The sequence below is a fragment of the Mesorhizobium sp. WSM4849 genome (genome assembly GCF_055811385.1).
Genome location: NZ_JBVVPW010000036.1, coordinates 53,883 through 67,976, shown reverse-complemented (window position 1 = coordinate 67,976; position 14,094 = coordinate 53,883). Strand labels below are relative to the sequence as shown.

General features: G+C 62.3%; 9 protein-coding genes. 6 read left to right on the top strand and 3 right to left on the bottom strand.

Going from position 1 to position 14,094, the window contains the following annotated elements; translation table 11 throughout:
- Window positions 1-236 precede the first annotated feature (236 nt).
- From AC0L3L_RS30115 to AC0L3L_RS30100, 4 genes are all read left to right on the top strand, one after another.
- Window positions 237-1,814, top strand: coding sequence for a trimethylamine methyltransferase family protein (locus tag AC0L3L_RS30115; protein WP_473640674.1), 1,578 nt, complete (start codon window positions 237-239; stop codon window positions 1,812-1,814).
- Window positions 1,815-1,992: 178 nt separating this feature from the next.
- Complete coding sequence (locus AC0L3L_RS30110) at window positions 1,993-4,566, top strand: GcvT family protein (protein WP_473640666.1); 2,574 nt, start codon at window positions 1,993-1,995, stop codon at window positions 4,564-4,566.
- Between the two features lie 208 nt (window positions 4,567-4,774).
- On the top strand, window positions 4,775-6,352 hold the full coding sequence (locus AC0L3L_RS30105; protein ID WP_473640665.1) for an ArnT family glycosyltransferase: 1,578 nt from the start codon (window positions 4,775-4,777) through the stop codon (window positions 6,350-6,352).
- A gap of 25 nt (window positions 6,353-6,377) precedes the next feature.
- Window positions 6,378-7,697, top strand: a complete 1,320-nt coding sequence (locus AC0L3L_RS30100; RefSeq protein ID WP_473640672.1) for a M24 family metallopeptidase — start codon at window positions 6,378-6,380, stop codon at window positions 7,695-7,697.
- Window positions 7,698-7,703: 6 nt separating this feature from the next.
- On the opposite strand, the gene AC0L3L_RS30095 is transcribed toward AC0L3L_RS30100, so the two are convergent.
- Together AC0L3L_RS30095 and AC0L3L_RS30090 are read right to left on the bottom strand one after the other, a co-directional pair.
- Window positions 7,704-8,546 carry a phosphate/phosphite/phosphonate ABC transporter substrate-binding protein gene (locus AC0L3L_RS30095; RefSeq protein ID WP_473640663.1) on the bottom strand — a complete coding sequence of 281 codons (843 nt, stop codon included), beginning with the start codon at window positions 8,544-8,546 and terminating at the stop codon, window positions 7,704-7,706.
- A 41-nt stretch (window positions 8,547-8,587) separates the two neighbouring features.
- Window positions 8,588-9,586, bottom strand: coding sequence for a fatty acid desaturase (locus tag AC0L3L_RS30090; protein WP_473640661.1), 999 nt, complete (start codon window positions 9,584-9,586; stop codon window positions 8,588-8,590).
- Window positions 9,587-9,824: 238 nt separating this feature from the next.
- Here AC0L3L_RS30090 and AC0L3L_RS30085 point away from each other — a divergent pair, with 238 nt between their 5' ends.
- Both AC0L3L_RS30085 and bmt read left to right on the top strand, forming a co-directional pair.
- Complete coding sequence (locus AC0L3L_RS30085; protein WP_473486588.1) at window positions 9,825-10,667, top strand: helix-turn-helix domain-containing protein; 843 nt, start codon at window positions 9,825-9,827, stop codon at window positions 10,665-10,667.
- Window positions 10,668-10,849: 182 nt separating this feature from the next.
- Window positions 10,850-11,866, top strand: coding sequence for a betaine--homocysteine S-methyltransferase (bmt, locus tag AC0L3L_RS30080; protein ID WP_473640660.1), 1,017 nt, complete (start codon window positions 10,850-10,852; stop codon window positions 11,864-11,866).
- Between the two features lie 112 nt (window positions 11,867-11,978).
- Here bmt and AC0L3L_RS30075 read toward each other — a convergent pair whose 3' ends face one another.
- Window positions 11,979-14,093, bottom strand: a complete 2,115-nt coding sequence (locus tag AC0L3L_RS30075) for a vWA domain-containing protein (protein WP_473640658.1) — start codon at window positions 14,091-14,093, stop codon at window positions 11,979-11,981.
- Between the last annotated feature and the right edge of the window lies 1 nt (window position 14,094).

The following is a 14,094-nucleotide window of genomic DNA, read 5'->3' as shown; positions in this document are numbered from 1 at the left end:
TTTCCGGCAAAACGAAACCCAAATTCAGGCGAAAATCTTAAATTAAATCAAAGCGTTCCGCGTTCTTCACGGACGACATGTTTCACAGTTCGGACACAGACCTGGTTTCGCCCTGGTGCGTCCGGCTGGCGAACGTCCATGTCGCTTCCCTCGTCCTAGTGGTCGCCGCCTCCGCAATGGCGGGACGGCCGGCGGTCCATTATGCCGCCGCACTGTCGCAGCGTACGAGGACTATCATGACCGCCGCCCTTCATCCCGCCGAACCGGCATTGGCAAACGACCGCGCCCGTCGCGGCGGCCGCGCGGGAAAGCGCGCCGGCGGATCGGCGGCGTTCGAGCAGCCGCCTTTCCGTCAGCTGAAAATCCCGCTGACCCCAACCAGGCTGGTTTCCGACGACGAGTTGGAATCGATCCATCTCGCCTCGCTGCGTGTTCTTAGGGAAATCGGCGTCGACGTGCTGCACGACGAGGCAAGGCGCATCATGAAGGCGCATGGCGCGGATGTCCGCGAAGGCAGCGAGCGGGTGCGCTTCGACAGCGACATGATCCTCGAGCTGGTTTCCCACTGCCCGTCGGAATTCACCATCCATGCTCGTAATCCGGCGCACAATGTCCGCTTCGGCGGCGACAACCTGATCATCTCGATGATGGCGTCGGCGCCCAATTGTTCCGACATCGATCGCGGCCGCCGGCCGGGCAACCAGCAGGACTACCGCAACTTCCTCAAGCTTGCGCAGATGCACAACATCCTCAATTGCACGGGCGGTTATCCGGTCGAGCCGATCGATATCCATCCGTCCGTCCGCCACCTCGAATGCATCCGCGATCTGAGCGTGCTCACCGACAAGGTGTTCCACATCTATTCGCTCGGCAAGGAGCGCAATGTCGACGGCATCGAGATCACCAGGATCGCGCGCGGCATCAGCGACGAACAGCTTCTTGAAGAGCCGTCGGTGTTCACCATCATCAACACCAATTCGCCGCTCAAGCTCGACGTGCCGATGATGGAAGGTATCATCCAGATGTCGAGCAAGGGCCAGGTCGTCATCGTGACGCCGTTCACCCTGTCGGGCGCCATGGCGCCGGTGACCATCGCCGGCGCGCTGGTGCAGCAGAATGCCGAAGCGCTGTCCGGCATTGCCTTCGCCCAGATGGTGCGCAAGGGCGCGCCAGTCGGCTATGGCGGCTTCACCTCCAACGTCGACATGAAGTCCGGCGCGCCGGCCTTCGGCACGCCGGAATACATGAAGGCGCAATTGGTCGGCGGCCAGCTCGCCCGCCGCTACAACATCCCCTACCGCACCTCCAACACCTGCGCCGCCAACACGGTCGATGCGCAGGCGGCCTATGAAAGCGTGTTCTCACTGTGGGGCGCCATCCAAGGCGGCGGCAATCTGATGATGCATGCGGCGGGCTGGCTGGAAGGCGGCCTGCGCTGCTCCTACGAGAAGACCATTCTGGACATCGATCTGCTGCAGATGGTGGCCGAGTTCCTGACCCCGCTCGACCTCTCCGAGGAGGCCCTCGGCTTCGACGCCATCCAGTCCGTCGGTCCGGGCGGCCATTTCTTCGGCACCCAGCATACCCAGGACCGCTACAAGACCGCTTTCTATTCGCCTATCATCTCCGACTGGCGCAATTTCGAGACCTGGGCGGAAGCCGGATCGCCGACGGCTATCGAAAAAGCCAACCGGGTGTGGAAGGAGCGGCTGGCTACTTATGAAGAGCCCTACATGGACCCGGCTATCCGCGAGGAGATCAACGCCTTCGTCGACAAACGCCGGTCCGAAGGCGGCGCGCCGACCGATTTTTGACCATCTGTATTGGTTTGATGAACAGTCGACCCCCACTCCGTCGAGCTTCGCTCGACACCTTTCCTCCGTTCGACGGGGTAGAGGAAGGGCGTGAGATTATTCCAGCCGGCGCCCTTCTCCGCTTTGTTTTCAGGCCCCGCTCACTCGATTCAATCTCTTCAAAAACGGAACTATCTTCATGAAATCTCATGCAAAAGCGGTTGTCATCGGCGGCGGCGTCGTCGGCTGCTCGGTGCTCTACCATCTGGCCAAGGCCGGCTGGACCGACATCGTGCTGATCGAGCGTTCGGAGCTCACCTCCGGCTCGTCCTGGCATGCGGCGGGCGGCTTCCATACGCTCAACGGCGATCCCAACGTGGCCAAACTGCAGGCCTATACGGTGCAGCTCTACAAGGAGATCGAAGAGCTTTCCGGCCAGTCGTGTTCGCTGCACCTGACGGGCGGCGTGATGATGGCCGACACACCCGAGCGCATGGATTTTTTGCGCCTTGCCCACGCCAAGGGCCGCTATCTCGGCATGGATACCGAGCTGATCACGCCGTCCGAGGCCAAGGCGATGTTCCCGCTGATGGACGAGACGAATTTCGTCGGCGCCATGTGGGATCCGGTCGAAGGCCATCTCGACCCTTCCGGCACCACCCACGCCTACGCCAAGGCCGCCAGGAAGATCGGCGCCGAGATCGTGCTGCGCAACCGCGTCGTCGAGCTGACGCAGGAGGTCGACGGCACCTGGAACGTCGTTACCGAACAAGGCACGGTCAAGGCTGACCACGTCGTCAACTGCGGCGGCCTGTGGGCGCGCGAGATCGGCCGCATGGTCGGGGTCGAGCTGCCGCTGCTTGCCATGGAGCATATGTACCTTTTGACCGAGCCGATGCCGGAGGTCGAAGAATTCAACAAGTCGACCGGCCGCGAAATGATCGGCGTTATGGACTTCAAGGGCGAGATCTACACCCGCCAGGAACGCAACGGCATCCTGCTCGGCACCTATGAAAAAGCCTGCAAGCCGTGGTCTCCGGTCAACACGCCGTGGGATTTCGGCCACGAATTGCTGCAGCCCGACATCGACCGCATCGCGCCGTCGCTGGAGATCGGCTTCAAGCATTTTCCCGGCATCGAGAAGGCCGGCATCAAGCAGATCATCAACGGTCCCTTCACCTTCGCGCTCGACGGCAATCCGCTGGTTGGCCCGGTGCAGGGCCTGACCAATTTCTGGTGCGCCTGCGCCGTCATGGCCGGTTTCTCGCAGGGTGGCGGCGTCGGCCTGGCATTGTCGAACTGGATGGTCCATGGCGATCCCGGCTTCGACGTCTGGGGCATGGACGTGGCGCGCTTCGGCGAGTGGGCGAGCCTGCGCTACACCAACGCCAAGGTGCGCGAGAACTATTCGCGCCGTTTCTCCATCCGCTTTCCCAACGAGGAATTGCCGGCCGCCAGACCGGCGCAGACGACGCCGCTCTACGACACGATGCTGGCCAACAACGCCGTCATGGGCGATAGTTGGGGGCTCGAAACCCCGCTCTGGTTCGCACCTGAAGGCACGGAGCCGAAGGACATCGTTTCCTTCCATCGCTCCAACGATTTCGGGCCGATCGGCGAGGAAGTGCGCACCACCCGCGAGAAGGTCGGCGTCACCGAGATCGCCAACTTCGCCAAATACGAAGTGTCCGGGCCGGGATCGGAAGATTTCCTCAACCGGCTGATGACCAACCGCATGCCGAAGATCGGCCGCATCGTGCTGACCCCGATGCTGAACGAGTTCGGCAGGCTGATCGGCGACTTCACCATCGCCAAGGCTGGTGAAGAGCGCTTCATGATCTGGAGCTCGTCGGCGGCGCAGAAGTATCACATGCGCTGGTTCGAGAAGCACCTGCCGAGGGATGGTAGCGTCCGCATCCACCGCTTCGACCAGACGCTTGTCGGCCTCTCGATCGCCGGGCCGAGATCGCGCGACCTGCTGCAGAAGCTTGTTGACGTGGATGTCTCGACCAAGGCTTTCCGCTTCATGGATTTCCGCGAGATGGCGGTCGGCGGCGCGCCCTGCATGGTCAATCGCATCACCTATACCGGCGATCTCGGCTACGAGATCTGGATGGCGCCGGCCTACCAGCGCCTTGTCTATAAGGCGATCAAGGATGCCGGTGCTGAGTTTGGCCTCGTCGATTTCGGCATGCGCGCCTTGCTCTCGATGCGCCTGGAAAAGAATTTTCCGACCTGGTTTCGCGAGCTGCGCCCGATCTACGGGCCGTTCGAAGGAGCAATGGATCGCTTTATCAAGCTCGAGAAGAACGATTTCATCGGACGCGAAGCGGCGGCCAAGGAACGGGCAGAAGAGCCGAAACTGCGTCGTGTCTCGTTCATCGTAGATGCCGCGGATGCTGACGTGATGGGCGACGAGCCAATCTGGGCCAAGGTCGGCGGCAAGGATTTTGGCACGGTGGAAAAGCCGCATGGCTATGGCGCGCCGCGCTTCGATATATCAGGCAAGGAAGTGCGCGGCTCCATGGCCGCGGAAGGCGCCTCGGCCGTGCGCGGCATTGTCGACGGCGACTGGCGCGTGGTTGGCTGGATCACCTCCGGCGGCTATGCGCATTACGTCCAGAAATCGATGGCGCAAGGCTATGTGCCGGCCGCCTTGGCCGAGAACGAGAGCGCCGGACTGTTCGAGATCGAAATCCTCGGACACCGGCGGCCAGCCCGCATCAATGTCGAGCCGCCCTTCGACCCGAGCGGCGAGAAGATGCGGACCTAGAGCACCGGACCCAAAGGCCAGCCCTCGCGCTTGACCCGGGGGTGGGACCGATTTGGGAAATCCGATGCTAGAACAAAAGAGAGAGCGACGGTGCGATTCGACTTGCCTGCCCGCCGCTCCGGCAGCGATTCAGGGCTGCCACATTGTGCGGGGCATGGTCTTCATGCTAGCGGAGCCGGCGGCAACTGGCACGGGCGATGAGAACTCGTTGAAGTATTCGATGAAATGGGACGAATGGCTTGCCGAGAGCAGAATCGGCCCCTTCCCGGCGGCGATTGTCATGGTCGCCGCTTACTTGGCCTTGCAAACCATCATATTGTCCGTTCTGGCCACTTGGGCAGGAACTGGCGTCGGCGTCGATGACGCGGAGCAACTGATTTATCTTCCCTATCTTTGGGCTGGATATGGCGGCTCGCAACCACCTCTCTACACATGGATCAACTGGCTGGCCGCGCAAATTTTCGGCACCAGTATTTTCACGCTGAAGCTCGTCAAATACTCCGTGCTGTTCCTCGCCGCCTGCAGTGTGTTCGCCGCCATGCGGCAGTTCGGCTACACGAAAGCGACGGCAGCGGCGGCCATGCTGGGACTTTTCACAATCCCGCAAATCGCCTGGGAATCACAGCGCGCCTTGTCGCATTCGGTCGCCGTTGTCGCCTTCTGCGCGCTGCTGCTGCTCGCCATGGCTAATCTGATCGAGCGGCGAAGCGTGATCGCCTATGCGATGTTTGGCTTGGCAACGGCTGCGGCAATTCTTGCCAAATACAACGACGTATTCCTGGTGGTAGCGCTTGTTGCGGCGGTGTTGTCGCTGCGCGAGTTGCGCGGCGCGATCCTCGATCCGAAATTCGCAATCAGCGTTGCCGTCGCGATATTGGTGCTGGCGCCAACCACATATTGGAGCCTCATGCATCCTGCCGATTTGCTGGCGAGAGGCGAGAAGTTCGGAATAGACCTACAGCAGGGGCGCATGACGGCCACGGCCATCGGCGCCGGCAAGTTTATCATGGGGACCTTCAATTTCGCTGTCTTGCCGGCGCTCGTTTCCGCGCTGGCTTTCGCGCTGGTGGGGTTCCGTTTCTCTGAGCGTCCCCCCAAGGCTCCGGCCAGGGAAGTTCTCTTGTGGCGTACCTTGGCGCTCGGCTTGGCCATGCTGGCGATACTTGTGGTGGCCACCGGCGTGACGGAGGTCAAGGCCCGTTGGCTGGTGCCGGTCCTGATCATCTTGCCACTGGCGACGGCCGCCTACATGGAACGGCTCTCACCACGCGGCAGGGACGCCCAGCTCCTGGTGATCGCGGCCGGAGCGATCATCGCCGTTCTGCTCGCGCCCGCCACTTGGTACTTCCAGATAAACGGGACCAGTGGTCTCTCGCGGATGATCCGGGTGGATTACCCGGCCCTGTATCGCCAGCTGACAGCTGACGGGCCGGTGAAAACCGCAATATCCGACGGTGCATGGGTCGGAAATCTGCGGCTGGTCGACGAAAAATTGGTCGCGCTTAACCAGGAAGTGCCGAATTTCGACAGGCTGGTGCAAGAGCCGGCCGTACTCGTCTGGCTCGACCGCGACGATCCGCGGCCGGTCATTCTGGATCAGCTCAAAAAAGCCGGCCATGAGCCGGACGGCCAACCAAGGCAAATCATGGTTCCGCTATTGCCTAGCACCGACAAGTCTGCCCGGCCCGGCGCGTATATAAGATTGAAGAGAACGGCTGCGGAAAAAGCCACAGCGCCCGAGGAAGGCGTTAGCAAAGGAGCCGAGGGTGGACAGGAACCCGACTGATCGGCCTCCTCGTCACCGCAGGATCATGCCGTTCGAGCCGGACGAAGCAGGCTCCATCGATGCGTTGCGCCTGAAGTCGCGGCGGAAGGCCGCTGAGCTCAACCAGCATGTGCTGGGCTACGGCGCACTGGCGGAAGCCGAGTGGCACGCCGCCGGCATTGCCGCCCCCGACCTGCCCGCCATGCGTCAGTACCGGCTCGACCGCATCCGCGCCGAGCTGAAGCGCCGCGACTATGCGGGGGCCCTGTTCTACGATCCGATCAATATCCGCTACGCGACCGACTCGACCAATATGCAGCTCTGGGTCGCGCACAATCCGACAAGGCATTGTTTCGTTGCCACCGAAGGCCCGGTGGTGCTGTTCGACTATTTTTCCTGCGAGCACCTTTCCGACCACTCCGGCGTGGTCGACGAGGTGCGGCCGGCAGTGTCGTGGATGTATCTCTACAGCGGCGAACTGACCGAGCAAAAGGTCCGCCGCTGGGCGGCCGGCATTGCCGATCTGGTGAGGGAGCATGGCGGCGGTATCAGCCGCATCGCCGTCGATCACATCAATCCCGAGGGCGTCGAAGAGCTCGCCTGCCTCGGCATCTCGATCGGCAATGGCGAAGCGCTGATGGAAAATGCACGTCTGATCAAATCGCCCGACGAAATCCTGGCCATGCGCCGGTCGATCGTCGCTTGCCAGGCGGCAATGGGCGAGATGGAAGCAGCATTGAGGCCAGGCATTTCCGAAAACGAACTGTGGGCCGAACTCCACCGCGGCAACATCGCGCGTGGCGGCGAATGGGTCGAAACCCGGCTCCTGACGTCCGGCCCGCGCACCAATCCCTGGTTCCAGGAATGCTCGTCGCGAACGATCGAAGCCGGCGATCTCGTCGCTTTCGATACCGACCTGATCGGCCCCTACGGTTTCTGCGCCGACCTGTCGCGCACCTGGCTCTGCGGCGACACCGAGCCGTCCAACGAGCAACGCGACCTGTTTCGCATCGCCGCCGACCAGATCGCCCACAACATCCGCCTGATGCAGCCGGGCATATCCTTCCGCGACCTTGTCGAACGCTCGGCGGTGCCGCCCGGAGATTGCTTCCCGGCGCGCTACGGCGTGCTCTATCACGGCGTCGGCCTGGCCGACGAATACCCGACGCTGCCGCATGCGATCGACTGGACTGAAGACACGCCCGACGGCGTGCTCGTGTCAGGCATGGTGCTTTGCGTCGAAAGCTATATCGGCCGGCTTGGCGGACGCGAGGGCGTCAAGATCGAGGAGCAGATCCTGATCACCGAAACCGGCAACGAGCAGCTTTCGACCTATCCGCTCGACGAGCGGCTGCTCGGCGGCTGACTGTTTTTATGCGATCGCCGCGACTGCCTCACGCAGCGCCACCACGATCTTTTCCGGTGTCGCTCTGGCAGTGATGAACGGCAGGCCCTTGCGCCGCCTTGTCCAGCCAACGGCCGCTACCTTCTGTGCCGCAGGCTCGAAGCGCCGCGCCAGCGCCCAGCTCTGGCAGTCGATGGCCGCGACATCGGCCTTGCCCTCGGCAATCGCGACGATCGAGGCGCGGTGGCCACCGCTTTCGCTGCGCTCAGAGAAGATGTTCAGGCTTTCGCCCAGCGCCTCCAGGTCACGCGTCAGCCCGACGAAGCCCGACATCGAATCGGAGTGGTTGAAGGTGAAGCGCATGTTGCGCAGCAGGTCGAGAGAAACAAGAGGGCTGCCGTCATCAGGTGCTCGAACAGACGGCGAGCCGTCCGCGCGCATCACGATGGCGCTCGAATAGAGTTCGCCCTGCCCGCCCTCGTATGCGTCGTAGCTCGGCTGGCCGACCACCTGGACATGCTCCGACAGGCCGAGTTCCATCGGCCCCCAGCAGGTCTGTGCGAACAGCAGCGCCGGATGCAGCCAAAGCCGGTGAAAATCCAGTTCGTCCGGCGGCAGCGTCGCCGGATCGGGCGCGATCACCTTTCCGGCGGCGTCACGGATGCCGCCGTCTACAGGCCACAGATCGGCATTGACGCGAGCGATGGTCTGCGGCGCGTCGATGCCTCTTTGCCGGAAGGCATCACGCAGCCGTGCCCATTGGGCATCGACCTCGCTCCGCATTTCGGGCCAGTCATACATCGGCAAGGCGGCAACGAAATCGCTCGTGCCGGGATTTTGATCGTTACGCTGAGAAACTGACGAGACCATTGACGCGCACCTGGGCATCGCAGCCGGCGATGCCGCAAAATTCATTCTTTCGGCGGCTCGGCGGGCACCGGCGCACTGCCAAGCCCATTGAGGCTGCGCGCCCTCACGCGCGGCTTGAACGCCCGGCCCGGTTCCGGCGTGCGCCGCAGCACCGGGTGGACGATCGGCTCCTTCGCCTTGAACGCATAAGCCTTGAGCAGCGCGAAATAGTTTGGATAGGCGTAGCCATTGTTCATCCGTAGCCACTCGTCCCGGCGCTCGCGAAACAACTTCGGCAGCCGGTACCAAGCCACCGTCGGGCTCTTGTGATGCACGAAATGCAAATTGTTGTTGAGGAACAGCAACGACAGCGGCGAACGCTCGACAATCACCGTGCGGCCTTCCGGATGCTCCGACCATTGATGCTCGGCGAAGGTACGGATCGAGATCAGCGACTGGCCGAGCCACACCGGCACTAGCACGTAGAGCCACAGCGGGATGCCGAAGCCGAACTGCACGACCGGCAGCACCACGGCGAGGCCGATGGCGTGCAGCAGCCATGCCTTGCGGATCACCTTGTCGCCGGCAAGCATCTGCTTGGCATCGTCGATGAAGAAGCCGGTGCACGACAGCCACGGGCCGAGAATAAGGCGGCCGATCATGGTGTTGTTGATTTTCAGCAGGAACTTCATCGCCGGCGGCAATTCGTCATGGTGCCACAGCGCCTTGTAGTAGCTTTCAGGATCGTCAAGCGGATCGGTCAACCGTTCGTCGGCATGGTGGCGCAGATGAATGGTCTTGAACCGGCGGAACGGCCAGACGAGGCCGATCGGCAGGAAGACGAAAGCTTCGTTGAGCTGCGCATTGCGGGTCGGATGGCCGTGCAGGACTTCGTGCGCCAGCGAGGATTGCAGCGCAGCCATCAAGGCCAGAACGACGAGCGCCAGCAGCGGATAGGACGGCCACAGGAACAGGCCGGCTGCGAGCCATGTGCCGTAACAGAAGAACGCGAGAAACACGGTCGGCCATTCGATGGCCGCATTGCGTCGTCTGTTATTCATGCTCGTCATGGATCGACCACTGCCCTTCCAGTCGCCGGAACCATTTTTGATTCCTGACAGTATTGTGTCAGGAGCGTTGACATGCTGCAACGCGACAAAGCGCACAAAATGTTGCGATTGCGCATTTTCAGCCGCATATGTTATTTATTGTAAACGACCTGGCGGATTCATTTACGCCTGAGGTGCCACTTTGGCGAACTCGGCGGAATTTTTTCCTCCCAATGGCCGGAATGACGATATGGACAAACGCGACCTGTCGACGATCTTTCGGGAGCGCCTGAAAATGCTCCTGACACGATCCGACTTGAACCAGTCCGCCTTCGCGACGGCGGTGGGCATCGATCGCTCGGCGCTTTCGCAGCTGCTGTCCGGCGCCTCGACACGCCTTCCCCGCGCCGAAACGCTGCTCAACATCGCCGCCGAATTCAAGGTGTCGCTCGACTGGCTGCTCGGCCTCAGCCAGGACGAAGGCGTCACCGGTGAAATCCGCGAGAGCCTGGAGATCGAGGAAGCGCCCGACGGCTTCGACCGCACGCTGCTGGCCAAATGGCATGCCGAGGCTGCGGGCACGAAGATCCGTTACGTGCCCGCCGGCATTCCCGATCTTCTGCGCACCGAGGCGCTTGTCGACTACGAGGCTGGTATTGCCAACAAGAGCCGCGAGGCGCAGGCCGGTGAGACGCAGTACCGCATCGACTACAACCGGCGGCCGGAAACCGACATGGAAGTCTGCATGCCGCGCCACACGCTGGAGATCTTTGCGCGCGGACTGGGCGTCTGGGACCGTTTCCCTGAGGCCGACCGCCACCAGCAGCTTCTTCACATGGCGACGCTGCTCGACGACCTTTATCCCACCTTCCGCCTGTTTCTCTATGACGGCCGGATGCGCTACTCGATCCCCTACACTATCTTTGGGCCTTATCGCGCCGCCATCTATGTCGGCGACATGTATCTGGTGCTGAACGCGACCCAGCCGGTCCGCACGCTGACCAGCCATTTCGACAATCTGATCCGCGCCGCCGACATCAACGCGCATGAGGCGGCCAGCTTTACGCAAAGGCTGGCGGAGATGCGATTTTGACGGCTTGTTTACCGCGCCGACATTGACGCCATATAAAGATTTCTTTATATCCTTATCTTAGCCAGCAGGTTCCGCAAAAGTGCCTCGCGGTTTTGCGATGAGAACCTGCGGCAATACAAAAACCTAAGCAGACGTAGCGGACGAGCGAAGTCTGCTTGGAATTCCCGGAAGGCGTATTTCCAATGACCAATCCAATTGACGCGCTGCTTGCCGGAAAGGGCGTTCTGCTTGCCGATGGCGCCACCGGTACCAATCTGTTCGCCATGGGGCTCGAGGCCGGCGAGGCTCCAGAGTTGCTGAACGAGACGGCTCCCGACACCATCACCAGTCTGCACCAGAACTTCGTCGATGCCGGCGCCGACATCATTCTCACCAACTCCTTCGGCGGCACCCGCCACCGGCTGAAGCTGCACCATGCGCAGGACCGCGTGCATGCGCTGAACAAGCGCGCCGCCGAGATCGCCCGCGCTGTCGCCGATAAAGCAGGCCGCAAGGTCATCGTGGCGGGCTCGGTCGGCCCGACCGGCGAGTTGCTGGTGCCGCTCGGCGCCATGACCTATGACGAGGCGGTCGAGGCCTTTGCCGAACAGATCGAGGGCCTGAAGGCCGGCGGCGCCGAAGTCGCCTGGATCGAGACCATGTCGGCGCCGGACGAAATCCGCGCCGCAGCCGAAGCCGCGATCCGCGTCGGCTTGCCCTATACCTATACCGGCTCCTTCGACACCGCCGGCCGCACCATGATGGGGCTGTTGCCGAAGGACATCCATGGCGTCGCCGATGGGCTGCCGCAGGCGCCGCTCGGTGTCGGCGCCAATTGCGGCGTCGGCGCCTCCGACATCCTCGCTTCGCTGCTCGACATGACCGAGGCGAAGCCGGAGGCGACGGTGATCGTCAAGGGCAATTGTGGCATTCCGGAATTTCGCGGCGCAGAAATCCATTATTCCGGCACGCCCGAACTGATGGCCGACTATGTCAGGCTGGCCGTCGATGCCGGCGCCAAAATCGTCGGCGGTTGCTGCGGCACCTCGTTCGCCCACCTCGCCGCCATGCGCAAGGCACTCGACGCGCACACCAGGTCGGATCGCCCGACCGTTGAGAAAATCGTCGAGCGCATCGGCCCGATGCGCAACAAGCAAGCCACAGTCAACACCGTCGAGACCAGCGAAGCCCGCCGCGAGCGCCGGCGTAGCCGCGCCTGACAAATGTTGAAAAAGGCCGGCAAGGTTTTCCTTGCCGGCCTGTCTCACCCGCCCGTGTGTCGGTTTCCCGTGCCAGGACGATTCCATCTGAGGAAACCGGCCGTCATCACCATTACCGGTTACCGCCGAGCGCCGAGGCAAGGCGCACCAGCGAGAGGAACTCGGACCGGTACCCAAACGGGTCGGCTCCCCGGGCGGCAGTGGCAATCTCCAGGATCTTGTCGTAGCCGAACTTCGCGGTCGCATCCTCGTCGCGCAGCTTCTGGCCGAAGGCCGCGACGGCAACGGAGAAACGCTGGTCGGTGCTGGCCTGGTCGAAATCAGCCACTTCATTGGCCGATGTGACCGGCGTGGTGATCAGCTTCGAGGCACCCTCATTCGGCAACTTGTAGCGGATCTTCACGAACGCATATTCGTCGGCATTGGCGACGCCGCCATTGTTCACTGCAGCCTGGCCGTAGCGCAGCGGATCGATTTGCTCGCCGCCGTTGCCTTTCGGCGTGATCTCGTAGATCGCAGTGACCGAATGGCCGGAGCCGATCTCGCCGGCATCGACGCGGTCGTTGTTGAAATCCTCGCGGTTCAAGGCGCGGGTCTCGTAGCCGATCAGCCGGTATTCCGAGACTTTTTGCGGGTTGAACTCGACCTGGATCTTCACGTCCTTGGCGATGGTGAACAGTGTCGAAGACGCATCCTCGACCAGCACCTTCTCCGCCTCGGCCAAAGTGTCGATATAGGCGGCGGTGCCGTTGCCGTTCTGGGCGATGGTCTGCATCATCTGATCGTTCAGATTGCCGCGCCCGAAACCGAACACCGACAGGAACACGCCGGTCTTACGCTTCTTTTCGATCAATCGCTTCAGATCGTCGTCGTCGGTCTGGCCGACATTGAAGTCGCCGTCCGTGGCGAGCATCACGCGATTGATCCCGTCGTTGACAAAGGATTTCTGCGCCAGCCTGTAGGCTTCCTTGATACCCGCCTCGCCGGCAGTGCTGCCGCCGGGCGCCAACGTGTCGATGGCATTGAGAATCTTGTCCTTCTCCGAAACCTTCGTCGGCTCCAGGACAGTGCCGGCATCGCCCGCATAGGTGACGATCGAAACCGTGTCGTCGGGCTTCAATTTGTTGACCAGAAGCCGGAAGGCGGACTGCAAGAGCGGCAACTTATCCTGCTCGTTCATCGAGCCCGACACGTCGATCAGGAAGACCAGATTGGCCTTGGGCTGCTCGGACGGCTTCGCGTCGAAACCTTTGATGGCGACATGCATCAGCCTGGTGTGCTCGTTCCACGGCGTCGGCATGACGCTGACGGTCGAGTTGAACGGCGTCGAGGCAACGTCCGGACCTTTCCAGTCATAGGGGAAGTAGTTGATCATCTCCTCGACGCGGACCGTGTCGGCCTGCGGCACAACACCATCCCTGAGCGAACGCCGCACGAAGGAATAGGAGGCAGTGTCGACGTCGATCGAAAAGGTCGACACCGGGTCTTCGAGCGCGGCACGCACCGGATTGCTCTTGAAATCCTCGACGCGGTCGCGGTTTTGCTCCTGCGGCAGCATCTGGTCGGCCGGGGCGGTCGAAGGCTGAGCCATCAACTTGGATTGGGCCACAGTACCGGTCACACGGCCAACCCGCGCGGCGCCATCGGCTGCAGGAGCCGCGGTACTTGAACCGCCAGCCAGCGCCTCGCGAGGCGAGGGCTCGGGCGCATTGCGAGCCACCATATCCTGCTGCACCAGGCCACCCATCGCGTTCGATTCGGGCTTCGGCGGCGATGCCGGCGCAAGCGCCTCGGCTGCGTCGCGGCTTTCGACGTCGGCATCGGCTTTCTTCCGCTTGTCGGCCTCGGCTACGGTGAGCGGCCTCACCGTTGCCGGGCCTTTAGCCACTGGTTTATCGGCCAGCGTTTCACTGATCTTCTCGTCCCCACCGGAATGGAACGGCTGCTCCTGCAGCATATAGATGGTGACGTATCCGGCGATCGGCAGGACGATGAGCCCGGCAATGGCCGGGGTGGCGAGGAGTTTCTTTTGCATGATTTCGCTCCAGAGCTTTTGTGCTCGCTCTGTGAGACGAAGCCCTTTCGCCGATCCTTGGGCGGCAGGTGACGTTTTTTCGTCCAGGTCGTAAGCCCGCATGGCGGCCTCGAAGGCACGCGCCTTCGCGTCGGTGCCCGGTGCCGGTGCTGCGATGTCGCGCAGCCTGTTGAGTTCGTTGTCGTCAACCATG